General features: G+C 28.5%; 16 protein-coding genes. All 16 read left to right on the top strand.

Going from position 1 to position 13415, the window contains the following annotated elements; genetic code table 11:
* Positions 1 to 82: 82 nt before the first annotated feature.
* The 16 genes from ACN6I1_RS14485 to ACN6I1_RS14410 all read left to right on the top strand — a co-directional run bounded on the left by ACN6I1_RS14485 (position 83) and on the right by ACN6I1_RS14410 (position 13356).
* Positions 83 to 1375 (top strand): helix-turn-helix domain-containing protein, encoded by a 1293-nt coding sequence (locus ACN6I1_RS14485; RefSeq protein ID WP_220797615.1) that lies wholly within the window; start codon positions 83 to 85, stop codon positions 1373 to 1375.
* A gap of 77 nt (positions 1376 to 1452) precedes the next feature.
* A complete protein-coding gene (locus tag ACN6I1_RS14480; RefSeq protein WP_419742303.1) occupies positions 1453 to 2481 on the top strand; it encodes a DUF5711 family protein in 1029 nt (342 codons plus the stop codon).
* Positions 2482 to 2596: 115 nt separating this feature from the next.
* On the top strand, positions 2597 to 3187 hold the full coding sequence (gene yedF, locus ACN6I1_RS14475; protein WP_021427997.1) for a sulfurtransferase-like selenium metabolism protein YedF: 591 nt from the start codon (positions 2597 to 2599) through the stop codon (positions 3185 to 3187).
* Positions 3188 to 3272: 85 nt separating this feature from the next.
* On the top strand, positions 3273 to 3536 hold the full coding sequence (locus tag ACN6I1_RS14470) for a DUF3343 domain-containing protein (protein ID WP_021434333.1): 264 nt from the start codon (positions 3273 to 3275) through the stop codon (positions 3534 to 3536).
* 11 nt (positions 3537 to 3547) lie between these two features.
* Entirely contained in the window at positions 3548 to 3733 is a 186-nt protein-coding gene (locus tag ACN6I1_RS14465; protein ID WP_021428122.1) for a DUF951 domain-containing protein, read from the top strand.
* A 62-nt stretch (positions 3734 to 3795) separates the two neighbouring features.
* Positions 3796 to 4998 (top strand): PLP-dependent aminotransferase family protein, encoded by a 1203-nt coding sequence (locus ACN6I1_RS14460; RefSeq protein ID WP_021434332.1) that lies wholly within the window; start codon positions 3796 to 3798, stop codon positions 4996 to 4998.
* Positions 4999 to 5287: 289 nt separating this feature from the next.
* Positions 5288 to 5566, top strand: a complete 279-nt coding sequence (rpsF, locus tag ACN6I1_RS14455; RefSeq protein ID WP_021428006.1) for a 30S ribosomal protein S6 — start codon at positions 5288 to 5290, stop codon at positions 5564 to 5566.
* A gap of 40 nt (positions 5567 to 5606) precedes the next feature.
* Positions 5607 to 6062, top strand: a complete 456-nt coding sequence (locus ACN6I1_RS14450; protein WP_021434331.1) for a single-stranded DNA-binding protein — start codon at positions 5607 to 5609, stop codon at positions 6060 to 6062.
* Between the two features lie 17 nt (positions 6063 to 6079).
* Positions 6080 to 6307: a 30S ribosomal protein S18 gene (rpsR, locus tag ACN6I1_RS14445; protein WP_021127409.1), complete on the top strand. Its 228-nt coding sequence runs from the start codon at positions 6080 to 6082 to the stop codon at positions 6305 to 6307.
* Positions 6308 to 6401: 94 nt separating this feature from the next.
* Positions 6402 to 6722, top strand: a complete 321-nt coding sequence (locus ACN6I1_RS14440) for a MazG-like family protein (protein WP_021428034.1) — start codon at positions 6402 to 6404, stop codon at positions 6720 to 6722.
* 7 nt (positions 6723 to 6729) lie between these two features.
* Positions 6730 to 7689: a YybS family protein gene (locus tag ACN6I1_RS14435; RefSeq protein WP_158088083.1), complete on the top strand. Its 960-nt coding sequence runs from the start codon at positions 6730 to 6732 to the stop codon at positions 7687 to 7689.
* 9 nt (positions 7690 to 7698) lie between these two features.
* Positions 7699 to 9699: a DHH family phosphoesterase gene (locus ACN6I1_RS14430; protein WP_419742302.1), complete on the top strand. Its 2001-nt coding sequence runs from the start codon at positions 7699 to 7701 to the stop codon at positions 9697 to 9699.
* Positions 9699 to 10148, top strand: coding sequence for a 50S ribosomal protein L9 (gene rplI, locus ACN6I1_RS14425; protein ID WP_419742301.1), 450 nt, complete (start codon positions 9699 to 9701; stop codon positions 10146 to 10148). Before ACN6I1_RS14430 ends, rplI begins: the two co-directional genes overlap by 1 nt.
* A gap of 23 nt (positions 10149 to 10171) precedes the next feature.
* Entirely contained in the window at positions 10172 to 11500 is a 1329-nt protein-coding gene (gene dnaB / locus ACN6I1_RS14420) for a replicative DNA helicase (RefSeq protein WP_220797619.1), read from the top strand.
* A 198-nt stretch (positions 11501 to 11698) separates the two neighbouring features.
* A complete protein-coding gene (locus ACN6I1_RS14415; protein ID WP_053832450.1) occupies positions 11699 to 11989 on the top strand; it encodes a hypothetical protein in 291 nt (96 codons plus the stop codon).
* An 83-nt stretch (positions 11990 to 12072) separates the two neighbouring features.
* Entirely contained in the window at positions 12073 to 13356 is a 1284-nt protein-coding gene (locus ACN6I1_RS14410) for an adenylosuccinate synthase (protein WP_053832449.1), read from the top strand.
* The last annotated feature ends 59 nt before the right edge of the window (positions 13357 to 13415 follow it).

The following is a 13415-nucleotide window of genomic DNA, read 5'->3' as shown; positions in this document are numbered from 1 at the left end:
CCTAAAAAAATAAATTAGTGTATTTATGATAAATATAAGTTATAATTTTATTATAAGAAAATGTTTTCTAGGGGGGACAGGCATGGAAATTTTAAGCTTAGGAGAAAAAATTAAGAAATTAAGAAAAGAAAAAAACTTAACGCTTAAAGAACTAGCTGGAGAAAGAATTACTGCAGCTCAAATTAGTCATATAGAAAGAGACAAGTCATACACTAGTTACGAGTTATTAGAATATTTAGCAAGCCGTCTTGGTGTAAGTGTAGACTATTTACTAGAAACAAAGGAAATGCAAGCTAAAAAGATAACTGATAATTTAATAATACAAAGTGAAATTTATATAAAATGTAAAGATTTAGAAAAAGCAAAAGAAGAAATAAATAAAGTTATGTCGATATGTACAAAGTATCAATTAATAGATAATTATGGGAGATGCAATCTATTACTTGCTACGATAAACCTAAAACAAAAAGATTATAATGCTGCTATAATTAACTTTGAAAAATCATTATATTTTTTCATACAAAATAATGATAAAGAGAATATAGCTAAATGCTATATAAACATAGGTAAAATTTATATGGAAGAAAACTTCCATAAAGGAGCAGTAAGTAACTTCAAATTTGCTGAAGATATTTTAGAAGAAAATAAATTAAATGATTCAAGTGTTAAGAAAGATTTATACAGCAATATATCATTTTGTTATACACAACTAAACAAAGATGATGAAGCTTTAGAGTATATAGAAAAAATTAAAAGCTTAGATATAACTGTTAACACAAAAGAAGAAGCTGAGTTAATGGTGTCTAAAGCGAATAAATTAATGGGTATGGGTAAATATGAAGAAGCTAAGCAACAATTTAGATTAGCTTTAGAACTTTTACAAGAAGAAGATAATAAGAATGAATTAGCTAATGTTTATTTAAGAGTATGTGAAGTTTATGAAAATATAGGCGACAGTGAAAAAGCATTAGATTATTCAAAAAGGGCTTATGAAATAAAGAAATATGATGAAGATGAATGTTCAATTAATGTTATTATAAAAATAATACAATCATACATTCAATTAGAAAACTATGAAGAAGCTAGAAAGTATTCAAAGTTAGCACTAGCTAGTTCAATAAAAAATAAAAATAAGTACTTTGAATATAAAGCTCTTAAATATTATTCGCAAATATATAAAAAAGAAGAAAATATTAAAATGGCAATAGAATATATACTAAAATGTATAAATATAGTAAATGAACTAAATGACAGGAAAACTCTTGCAGACTTATATATAGAATTAGGTCAACTATATACAGATATTTCAAAAGAAAAAGAACTTGAGTATTATCAAAAAGGTGTTTGTTTATATAAAAACTTAGAAATTATTTAAAAAGACTCTTTAATAAAAGGAGTCTTTTATTTTTATATAGAAAATATTAGGTATAAATGGGCTTGGGGGGATTAGATGTGAAAAAGAAATGGTTATTAATAATTGTATTAATTATAATAGTTTTAATAAATCCTAAGACAATAGGAAGTGTTAGTCAAAAATTAGGTAAAAAATCTGTAAAAATACAAGATAAAAAAAGTATAGAGGTTAGTGAAAAGTTTAATTGTGTAGAGTATGAAGATAATATTGTATATTATGATGGAAAGACATTAAAAAGTGTAGATGAAAATGGAAAAGAAATATTTGAGATAAATCTAAATATAAAAAATTTAAGACTAGATAGTAATAAGTATATAGATGTATTAGATAAAGATAAAAATACTATATATAGTATAAATAAAACTGGAAAAGTTGTTTTCAAAAAAAATGTACCGAATAATGGACTTATGTATGTAAGTTTAGATAATGATTCATATGTGTATGCATATAAAAAAGAAAATAAAGATAGTATAAATATTTATGATTTTGAGGGTAACTTGCAGAAAAACTTAGATTTAGAAGGTAAACTAACTGATATAGAATATACATCACAAGGTATATACGTGTGTAATTTAAAAACTGAAAAAGATTTAGAAAGTACAATAACTCATTACGATTACAACGGAAACTTAAAAAATAAAAAAAGCATAAAAGACTCTATTATTTTAGATAGCATAGTGCAAAAAGATAATATTTACTTAATTGAAAAAAATAAAATAAGCAGGGTAGATTATAATTTAAAAGTAATTGATGAATTTGATGTTAAAAATATAAAATATTATAGCAATATAAATAGTGATGGAATGTATGTTACAGAAGAAAACAATAATATAAAACATATAAGCAAGAAAGTTGAAGATATATCTAAATCAAGTAATATTGAATATATAGATGGTATTGTTAATATGAAAGATAACTTTATATTGTATAAAGATAATAAAATAATTAATAAAAAAGGTGAAGAATTAAAAGGTTTTGAAAAAGACATAAAAAGTATAATGTTGATTAACGACTCAACTCTAGGTGTTGAATTGGATGATAAAATACAAATATTAAAAGTTAAATAGACAATAGGACAATGAAATAATTTAAATCTATGGTATAGGAATAATCTATAACAAAATATGTCTATATATGTTAAAATTAAGGGAGTATTGTATTATATTAAGGAGATGAGTATTTATGAGAATAGAGTTAGATGCAAAAGGACTGGCATGTCCGAAACCAGTTATAAATACTAAAAAAAAATTAGATAGTATTGAACAAGGGGTTGTAGAAGTAACTGTAGATAATGAGATTGCTAAGGAAAATATATTAAAATTAGCAAAATCAATGAATTTAGAAGCAAATGTATTAAAAACAGAAAAAGATTCTATTTGTATAGAGATTATAAAAGGTGAAAATGTTATAATAGAAGAAAAATCACAAGAGTCTTTAGCTGATACATGTATATTTATAAACTCAGATAAAATGGGAACTGGAAATGATGAATTAGGACAGGTACTTATAAAAGGATATATATATACTTTAACAGAAAGTAAGCCATATCCAAAAAGTATACTATTTGTTAATAGCGGAATAAAGTTGACAACAGAAAATGAAGCAACAGTAGAAAATCTGAAAATATTACAAGATGCAGGTGTTGAAATATTATCTTGTGGAACATGCTTAGATTACTACGGATTAAAAGAAGAATTAAAGGTTGGAACTGTAACAAATATGTATACAATTGTAGAATCAATGAACAATTCATCAAAAACTATATCTATATAAATAATAAAGACTACATGACAAAGTTTATGTAGTCTTTATTTATATAAAATCAAAAATAAAGGCATTAAGAAAGGAATACAGAAAAATGAACGAAATGTATATAGTAGCTTTTAACTCAACACATCATGCAATAAGAACAGATAAAGTTTTAAATGAAAAAGATTTAAAGGTAACCACTTTACCAACACCTAGAGAAATAAGTTCTAGTTGTGGAATATCTGTTAGATTTTTAAAAGAGGATATGGATGTAGTTGTAGAATCTTTAGAAGAAAATGAAATTTTATATAATGGAATTTTCAAAGTAAATAGAGTAGCCGGAGGAAAAAAAGAAGTAACTAAATTAAGATAGGAGTGATGCAAATGCCAATGAAGCTAAACGTAGGAGATGTTGTAGAACTAAAGAAACCACATCCATGTGGATGTAAAGAATTTGAAATAACTAGAGCAGGAATGGACTTTAAAATAAAGTGTTTAAAGTGTGATAGAATGCTGATGTTAGATAGAGAAACTTTAGAAAAAAGAATAAAAAAAGTAAAAGGCTTGTAAAAAAGCGTTTTCTTTTGCTATAATTAAAGTGGGAAAACATTTTACCAAGGGGGAACTTAATTATGGCTATCAAATTTGCAAAAAGAATGGATGGATTAAAAGGATCTGAGATTCGTGAGCTTTTAAAATTGACAGAGAAACCTGAAGTAATATCTTTTGCAGGCGGACTTCCAGCTCCTGAATTATTTCCAGTAGAAGAAATGAAAGAAATATCAAGAATGGTATTAGAAGAATCAGGAAGAGAAGCTCTTCAATATACTACAACAGAAGGATTTGGACCTTTAAGAGAGCACATAGCTGAAAGAATGAATAGAAAGCTAAAAACTAATGTATCAAAAGATGATCTATTAATAACAAGTGGATCTCAACAAGGTTTAGATTTTGCAGGTAAAATTTTCTTAGATGAAGGAGATGTAGTTTTAGTAGAAAGTCCATCATACTTAGGTGCACTTAATGCGTTCAAAGCTTATTGTCCTAAATTTATAGAAGTACCAACTGATAAAGATGGTATGATAATTGAAGAACTAGAAAAGATTTTAGAAACAACAGAAAATGTAAAAATGATATATGTTATACCTGACTTCCAAAATCCAACAGGAAAGACATGGTCTATGGAAAGACGTGAAAGATTCATGGATGTCATAAATAAGTTTGAATTACCAGTAATAGAGGATAATCCATATGGGGAATTAAGATTTGAAGGGGAAATATTACCATCATTAAAGGCTATGGATGAAAAAGGACTAGTTATGTTCTTAGGATCATTCTCAAAAATATTCTGTCCAGGATACAGAATAGGTTGGGTTGCTGCTTCTGAAGAATTATTATCAAAATTCATATTTATTAAACAAGGAGCAGACTTACAAGCATCTACAATATCACAAAGAGAAATAAGTAAATTTATAGATGTTTATGATTTAGATGCTCATGTTGAGAATATAAAATCAGTTTATAGTAAACGTAGAGATTTAATGTTAAAAACAATGGACGAAACATTCCCAGAAGGAATAGAACATACATATCCAGAAGGTGGATTATTCACTTGGGTAGAGCTACCAAAACATTTAGATGCAAAAAAAATAATGGAAAAATGTTTAGAAAAAGATGTTGCTTATGTTCCAGGAGGATCATTCTTCCCTAATGGAGGAAACCAAAATACATTCAGATTAAACTACTCTAATATGCCTGAAGATAAAATAGTTGAAGGTATGAATAGATTAGCAGATGTATTAAAAGATGCTTTAGCTCAAGATGCAAATGCTTAAAAAAAAATAGTGACCTTTCGGTCACTATTTTTTTTTAGGGGAGATTAAGATGAAATATATTAAGGTTATGGGGTTATACCTTATAGGATTAACAAAATAAAAATCTTTATACTATATTAATTTGAAATTTTATTTTTTCTAATAATATTAATATTTCCAATTTTAGTATGAAATAAAATAAAATTGACAATTAATTTTATTAGTGATAAAATGTGTAAAGTGTGAGATTATAAATCTCATTTCTCTGCTCTGCGCAGCAGAGCCGTAAGTCCAAAGGGAGGTGAATCGTGTGAAGAATTATGAATTAGTTTTCGTAGTAAAGCCTAATGCAGATGAAGAAACAAAAGCAGCTGTATTAAACAAGGTTAAAGAAGTTATAGCTACTGAAGGTGAAGTTGCAACTGTAGATACTTGGGGTACTAAGAAATTAGCTTACCCAATAGCTAAGTTCACTGAAGGTTACTATGTATTAGTTAACTTTAAGTCAGGTGTTGATGTTCCTAAGGAAATAGACAGAAACTTAAAGATAAACGAGAACGTAATAAGACATATGATAGTTGTTGCTTAATAACTAATATATAAATTTTACGTGAATAGGCGGTGTTTATATGAATCATGTTGTGCTAGTGGGAAGATTAACGAAGGATCCTGAGTTAAGATATATCCCAGGAACAGGAACAGCCGTTGCATCATTCAGTATTGCCATTGATAGAGATTTTACTAAAAAAGATGGTAGCAAAGATACTGATTTTATACCGGTTGAGGTAATGGGTAAACCTGCTGAATTTTGTGCAAACTATATATCAAAAGGTAGATTAGTTGCTATACAAGGTTCGATAAGAGTAGATAATTATCAAACTCAATCAGGAGAAAAAAGAACTTTCACTAAGGTAAGTGCTCGAAATATACAAGCCTTAGATAGTAATAAAAATAGATCGGATAGTCCATATCCAAATCAAAATCAGAATCAAGGATTCGAACCTAGTTTCGAACCAAGCTTTGAGCCTGCAGGATTAGATCCTCAAGGATTCCAAGCTATAGATGATGATGATATACCATTCTAAAAAGGAGGGAAAAAGACATGATAAACAAGAAGAGACGTAAGAAAAAAAGAGTTTGTCAATTCTGTGCAGATAAAAATGCTAAGATAGACTACAAAAATACTCAAAGATTACAAAAATACGTAACTGAAAGAGGTAAAATATTACCTAGAAGAATAGCTGGTACTTGTGCTAAGCATCAAAGAGAATTAACAGTTGCTATAAAGAGAGCTAGAAACTTAGCTTTATTACCATATACATTAGACTAAGAAAAGGACGAGCCTTTAGGGGGCTCGTTTTTTTATTGGTTAAAACTACTATGATTTATGATATAATATTTATATATTAAGGAGGGGGGACATAGTGAGACTAGATAAAAACTCAGAGATAACGAAGAACATAAAAATTATTGAATGGATGAAAACAGAATTAATAATAAGCCTGGGGGACTTATTTAACCTTTTATTTAAAGGTACAAGACCTGTAGATCAGATTTTACAAGATACTCTAGCTAATATAGTTATGGTTACATATTTACTATCAAAGAGACTTGGAATTAGCTTTAAGGAAATAGATTATAAAATAAAGGAAAAGATAAAGGATGGAATAGAGGAAGACCATAGTGTAGAACGATGGTATGGAGATTTATCTAATCTTAAAAATTACTTAGACAATAGGGAGTGATATTAATTTGAATAATAGAGCTAAATTAACTCAAGCGGCAATAATTACTGCTATAGGCATAGTGCTTTGTCTTGGTGCAGCATACATTCCGTTTTTAGGGTTACTTGCGCTTATTCTTCCTGTTCCATATGCTATAATATCAACAACTTCAGGATATAAGTATGCATTAATTTCAGCTATATCCTCTTTTTTTATATTGGTATTAACTGTAGACGTAGTATACGCTTTAAATTTACTTATAATGTGTATGTTACCAGGGATAGCAGTGGGATATAGAATCAATCAAGATAGCAAAGTAGAAGATGAAAATAAAAGCTTTACGCCTATATATTTTGGAACGATAGCATTTATACTATCTATAATTGTATTTTTTGCAATGTCAAAACTGTTATTTAATATAGACTTATTAGCAGATATATCGAAAACTATAAAAGCAACAGTAGAAGCTCAGTTTGCCATTATGGAAAGTACGAATATGATGCCTAAAGAAAATATAACTGCCAAAGATATGATCAATATGTTCCAAAACATGATGCCTACAGTGTTATTTATGTATAGCATAATAGCATCATTAATAACATATTATGTAGAAGCCTTTATTTTAAGAAGAACTAAAGTATTAAATTACGATTTACCAAAATTTTCGGAGTTTTATTTACCAGGAAATGCTATAGTAACATCACTAATATTATATTTATTAGTTATGTTCTTAGAGATGTTGAATATAGGGCTTTATACAGATTCAATAATGTTAAATATTCAATTGGTATTTAGTATACTATTTTTAATACAAGGTGTATCAGTGTCTATTTACTTTATAAAAAGATGGAAAGATAAATCGCCAGGTAAAATAGTATTTGCAGTAATAGCAGTAATTCTATTATCAGGATCCATGATTTTGAGCTTTGTAGGAATGTTAGACAGTGCAATTGATTTTAGAAAGGTAAGAAACTACAAATCCACTTAGGAGGTAGAAATGTTTAATAAGTCGACCTTTAAATTTAATATGCCAGAAATAAATGCATACATAGTGGTTATTGGGATTCTTAGTCTTATATTAATGTATTACAATATATATATAGGTGCTCTTGTATTTGCTGCCTTTATATATATTGTTTTTCATAACTGGAGAACAAGAGATATAAGAAGAAAAGAATGGAATAAGTATATTCAAGATTTAGCTGTAGATATTGATGAAGTAACAAAAAAAGCTATACTAAACTTGCCAATACCTTTATGTATTTTAGAGTTTGATGGTAGTGTTACATGGTACAATGCTAAGTTCCATGAAATGACAGAAAAAGAAGATACCTTAGGTATGAACATAGAAACTCTTGTTAAAAATATAAACTTAAGAAAAGTATTAAATGAAAATAAAGAGTTATATACCGATATAAACTATAATGGAAGACAGTACACTATAGTTTATAATATTATAAAAAGTGATCAAGAAGACAAAACTAAATATTTAATGATGCTTTACTGGATTGATAAAACTGACTACTTAGACTTAAAAAGTAAGTATGAAGAAGAAAAAAATGTAGTAGCTACTATACAAGTAGATGGATATGATGAAGTATTACAAAGTGCTCCTGAAGAGAGAAGACCTTTAATAAATGTAGAAATTGATAAAATATTAGCGTCATTAGAATCAAGCTGCAACGGTGCGCTTGAAAAAACGGCTAATGACAAATACTTTTTAGTTTTAAGTAAGAATGAATTAGACAAATTAGAAGCAGATAAATTCTCTATATTAGATAAAATAAGAGAAATTGACCAAGAAAATAATTTACCTGTAACAATAAGTATAGGTATAGGAATAGAAGGAAAAACAATTAATGATAATTTCAAATTAGCAAAAGGAGCATTAGACTTAGCTCTTGGTAGAGGTGGAGACCAAGCCGTAATAAAAACTAAAGACAAGTCTATATTCTACGGAGGAAAGTCTAAAGCTGTAGAAAAGAAAACTAAAGTTAAATCAAGACTTATAGGTCATGCTCTAAGAGAGATTATATTAGAAAGCAAGAATATATATATAATGGGACATAAATATCCTGATATGGACGCAATGGGAGCTGCAGGAGGTATTTATGATATATGTAAGTCATGTAATAAAAATGCACATATAGTTTTAAATAGTTCTAATGATTCTATTGATGAATTTATAGGTAGATTGAAAAAATCTGATTACTACAATAATTTGTTTATATCAAGAGAAGACGCTATTAAGAATTGTTCTAAGGACACATTGGTAATAGTAGTTGATACTCATAGACCTAACTTTACTGAATGTCCTGAACTACTGGCTATATCTGATAAAATTGTTGTTATAGACCACCATAGAAGAGGGGTCGAATTTATAAATGATACAGTTCTTTTATTCCATGAAACTTATGTATCATCAACTTGTGAGATGGTAACAGAATTAGTTCAATATATGGAAGAAGATGTTAAGATAAATAAATTAACAGCAGAAGGATTAATGGCAGGAATAAGTTTAGATACTAAAAATTTTGCATTTAAAACAGGAGTTAGAACATTTGAAGCAGCATCATATCTGAAAAAAGCAGGAGCAGATACAATAGAAGTTAAGAAGTTATTTAACTCTAATTTAGAAGATTTTGTAACGAAAGCAGAGATAATTCAAAGCACTAAAGTTATAAATGACAAGATATGTTTAGCTTATTGCAAGTCGGATATAAATAATATAAATGTAGTTGTGGCTCAAGCTGCAGATGAGCTTTTAAGCATAAAAGATGTAGAAGCATCATTTGTATTAGGTAAAACTAAATCAGGAACTATATTTATAAGTGCTAGATCATTAGGGTCTATTAACGTACATGTATTAATGGAAAAACTAGGTGGCGGAGGCCACATTGATATAGCAGGAGCTCAACTTGAAGGAGTATCTTTAGAAGAAGGATATAAGATGGTATCAGACATCATAACACAATATCTAGAGGAGGAAGAAGAGTAATGAAAGTTATATTATTAAAAGACATAAAAGGAACAGGAAAAAAAGGTGATATAAAGGAAGTTAGTGATGGATACGCTAGAAACTTTTTATTCCCTAAAAAATTAGCAGTTCAAGCTGGAAATACAGAGTTAAAAGAATTAAAAGAAAAACAAACATCTCAACAAATAAAAGAACAAAAAGAATACGAAGCAGCAGTTGAATTAGGAAAGAAAATGGAAGAAATGAATGTAACTATGTATTCTAAAGCTGGTGATGGTGGAAGATTATTCGGTTCTATAACATCTAAAGATATAGCTGCTCAAATAAAAAAAGAGCATGGAATAGATGTAGATAAGAGAAAAGTTATATTAGATGAGCCTATAAGAGTTTTAGGTTCAAGATTTGTTGAAATAAAAATACATCAAAAAGTAGTTACTAAAATGAGAGTAGACGTAAAAGAAAAACAATAAGAAAAACACTAGAGGTGAGATAAATGGAGGATATAGGTAGAATTCCTCCACATAGTGTGGAGTCTGAGCAATCTATACTAGGATCTATACTATTAGATAAAGAAGCTATAATAACTGTTACAGAAACTATAAAACCTGAAGATTTTTATAAAGAAGCTCATAAAATTATTTATGAGTGCATGATGAAGCTAAACAATAAAAATGAACCTATAGATTTAATAACTCTTACTGAAGAGTTGAAGAAGCAAGGTCATCTAGAGGATATAGGAGGAATAAGCTATATAACTAGCTTATCTACTATAGTACCTACAACTTCTAATGTTAAGTATTATGCAGATATAGTGAAAGAGAAATCAGTTTTAAGAAAGCTTATAAGAGTATCTAATGATATATTAAACTTAGGATATGATAGTTCAATAAAAGTAGAAGACATTTTAGAAAAAGCAGAAAAGCAAATATTTGATATATCTCAAGAAAAATCTAGCGAAGATTTCCAAACTATAAATTCAGTACTTATGGATACATATGACACGATAGAAAAGTTATATACCAATAAGGAAGATATAACTGGAATAACTACTGGATTTGATGATTTAAATAAGAAAACCAATGGACTACAAAGAACAGACTTGCTACTTGTTGCGGCACGTCCTGCAATGGGTAAAACAGCATTTTCTCTTAACTTAGTCCAAAATGCAGCACTTAAAGGTAATGCATCTGTAGCTGTATTTAGTTTAGAGATGTCAAAAGAACAATTAGTTCAACGTATGTTATCTGCACAATCTCATGTAGAATTGAAAAAGATAAAAACTGGTAACTTAGATGAAAATGACTGGCCTAGAATTATAGATGCTATGTCTGTTTTATCTAACGCCAACATATATATAGACGATACACCTGGTATAAAAATAGGTGAATTAAGATCGAAGTGTAGAAAATTAAAAATTGAAAAAGGTTTAGACCTAATTCTTATAGATTACCTTCAACTTATGGAAGGTGATGGAGGGAATGAAAGTAGACAACAAGAAATATCTAAAATTTCTAGATCTTTGAAAATAATAGCTAAGGAATTGAATTGTCCTGTAGTAGCATTATCTCAGTTGTCACGTGCACCAGAACAAAGATCAGATCATAGACCTATGTTATCCGATTTAAGAGAATCTGGAGCTATAGAGCAGGATGCAGATATAGTAATGTTCCTATACAGAGATGAATATTATCATCCTGATTCAGAAAGAAAGAATATAGGAGAAATTATAATTGCTAAAAATAGACATGGAGAAACTGGATCAGTTGAACTTGTTTGGTTAGGCGAAATACAAAAATTTGCAAACAAAGCTAGAGAAATGTAATAAAAAAATATCCACATGTTGATAATTTTATAAAAAATAATCATATGTGGATATTTTTATTTTAAATTATCGAAACGATATCCACAGTTTCCACAGATGCTCTGTGGATAAATGGTGGATAAAAGTCAAATTAAAAAAGCAAGCTAATTTAGCTTGCTTTCTTATAATTAGTATAATTTTTTCAACGGGGGAGAAAAAATGATAAATATAGTATATATATATCCAAATACAGAGTTTATAAACAAAGAAATCAATATATGTAGAATAATTGATAATAAAGATAAAGAAACTATAGTTGTATATGGTATTAAAGAAAATAATAAAGTAAAAATATACATTACAAATACATTTACAGGAGATAATAAACTAGTAAAAAAGGCTAACAATGTAAATGATATGGTTAGATTTATAGAAACTAATGAACACGAAATAAAAACCCTAGAAAGCTTAGAATATGTGGAAAAATACATACTAAATAAAATAGGTTAATAAAAAAGGTTTTGAAAATAAAGCGAATGTTTGGTAAAATAAGAAAGTAAGTGTTCGAATAAAATAATTAGAGGTGAATTAATATGAAGACTGTTGCTATAGTAGGCTCTCAATGGGGAGACGAAGGTAAAGGTAAAGTTATAGACTATTTAGCTACACAAGCTGATGTAGTAGTAAGAGGACAAGGTGGAAACAATGCAGGTCATACATTAGTTGTTGATGGAAAGAAATATGCATTACACCTAATACCATCAGGAGTATTAAATCCAGAAACTATAAATGTAATAGGTAACGGAATAGTATTTGATCCAAAAGGATTTTTAGAAGAATTAGCTAAGTTAAATGCAGATAATATAGATACTAAAAATATAAAAATAAGTGATAGAGCGCATGTTATATTCCCATATCACAAGGAATTAGATGCTTTAGCTGAAGAAGCTAGAGGAGATAATAAAATAGGTACTACTAAAAAAGGTATAGGACCTTGTTACATGGATAAAACAGAGAGATCTGGAATAAGAATATGTGATTTAATGGATAAAGATATATTCGCTAAAAAATTAAAAGCTCAAGTAGATGCTAAGAATAAAATAGTTAAAAATATATATGGAGCAGAAGAGTTTGACTTTGATGCTATATATAATGAATACTTAGGGTATGCAGAGCAAATAAGATCTTACGTAGATGATACATCAGTTGTTGTATACGAAGCTATAAAAGCAGGAAAGAAAGTCTTATTTGAAGGAGCTCAAGGTACATTACTAGACTTAGATTTAGGAACGTATCCGTTCGTAACATCTTCTCATCCTACATCAGGAGGATTCTCTGTAGGAGCTGGTGTTGGACCTAACATGATAAAAGATGTTGTAGGTATAGTAAAATCTTACACTACTAGAGTTGGAGAAGGACCATTTGTTACAGAGTTAAACGATGAAACAGGGGACAAGATAAGAACTCAAGGAAGAGAGTTCGGAACAACTACAGGTAGAGCAAGAAGATGTGGATGGTTTGATGCTGTAATAGTTAGATATGCTGCTAGAGTTAATGGATTAACTAGTATATCTTTAATGTTATTAGACGTTTTAACTGGATTTGATACAGTTAAAATATGTACATCTTACAAAATGGGAGACAAAGTTTTAAGAGAATTCCCAGCTTCATTAGAAGATTTAGCTAAGTGCGAGCCTATATATGAAGAATTAGAAGGATGGTCTGAAGATTTAACAGGTATGGAAACATATGAAGAACTTCCTGAAAATGCTAAGAAATATATAGCTAAAATAGAAGAGTTAGTTGGAGTAAATGTAGATATGGTTTCAGTTGGACCAAACAGAGCTCAAACTATAGTAAGAAAGAATATATTCTAATTTTATAATATATAAAATCAAAAGCTATGTTAAAACAGTATATAATGTTTTAACATAGC

The organism is Paraclostridium dentum, assembly GCF_048568265.1.
GTDB lineage: Bacteria > Bacillota > Clostridia > Peptostreptococcales > Peptostreptococcaceae > Paraclostridium > Paraclostridium dentum.
Note: the sequence above shows the minus strand (reverse complement) of the source record. Positions and strands in the feature narration are given on the sequence as shown.

Bases quoted from the DNA above. Each gene is read 5' to 3' on its own strand.
- ACN6I1_RS14485 (WP_220797615.1), top strand. From the start codon at position 83: ATGGAAATTTTAAGCTTAGGAGAAAAAATTAAGAAATTAAGAAAAGAA.
- yedF (WP_021427997.1), top strand. From the start codon at position 2,597: ATGAGAATAGAGTTAGATGCAAAAGGACTGGCATGTCCGAAACCAGTT.
- ACN6I1_RS14470 (WP_021434333.1), top strand. From the start codon at position 3,273: ATGAACGAAATGTATATAGTAGCTTTTAACTCAACACATCATGCAATA.
- ACN6I1_RS14465 (WP_021428122.1), top strand. From the start codon at position 3,548: ATGCCAATGAAGCTAAACGTAGGAGATGTTGTAGAACTAAAGAAACCA.
- ACN6I1_RS14460 (WP_021434332.1), top strand. From the start codon at position 3,796: ATGGCTATCAAATTTGCAAAAAGAATGGATGGATTAAAAGGATCTGAG.
- ACN6I1_RS14450 (WP_021434331.1), top strand. From the start codon at position 5,607: ATGAATCATGTTGTGCTAGTGGGAAGATTAACGAAGGATCCTGAGTTA.
- rpsR (WP_021127409.1), top strand. From the start codon at position 6,080: ATGATAAACAAGAAGAGACGTAAGAAAAAAAGAGTTTGTCAATTCTGT.
- ACN6I1_RS14430 (WP_419742302.1), top strand. From the start codon at position 7,699: ATGTTTAATAAGTCGACCTTTAAATTTAATATGCCAGAAATAAATGCA.
- rplI (WP_419742301.1), top strand. From the start codon at position 9,699: ATGAAAGTTATATTATTAAAAGACATAAAAGGAACAGGAAAAAAAGGT.
- dnaB (WP_220797619.1), top strand. From the start codon at position 10,172: ATGGAGGATATAGGTAGAATTCCTCCACATAGTGTGGAGTCTGAGCAA.
- ACN6I1_RS14415 (WP_053832450.1), top strand. From the start codon at position 11,699: ATGATAAATATAGTATATATATATCCAAATACAGAGTTTATAAACAAA.
- ACN6I1_RS14410 (WP_053832449.1), top strand. From the start codon at position 12,073: ATGAAGACTGTTGCTATAGTAGGCTCTCAATGGGGAGACGAAGGTAAA.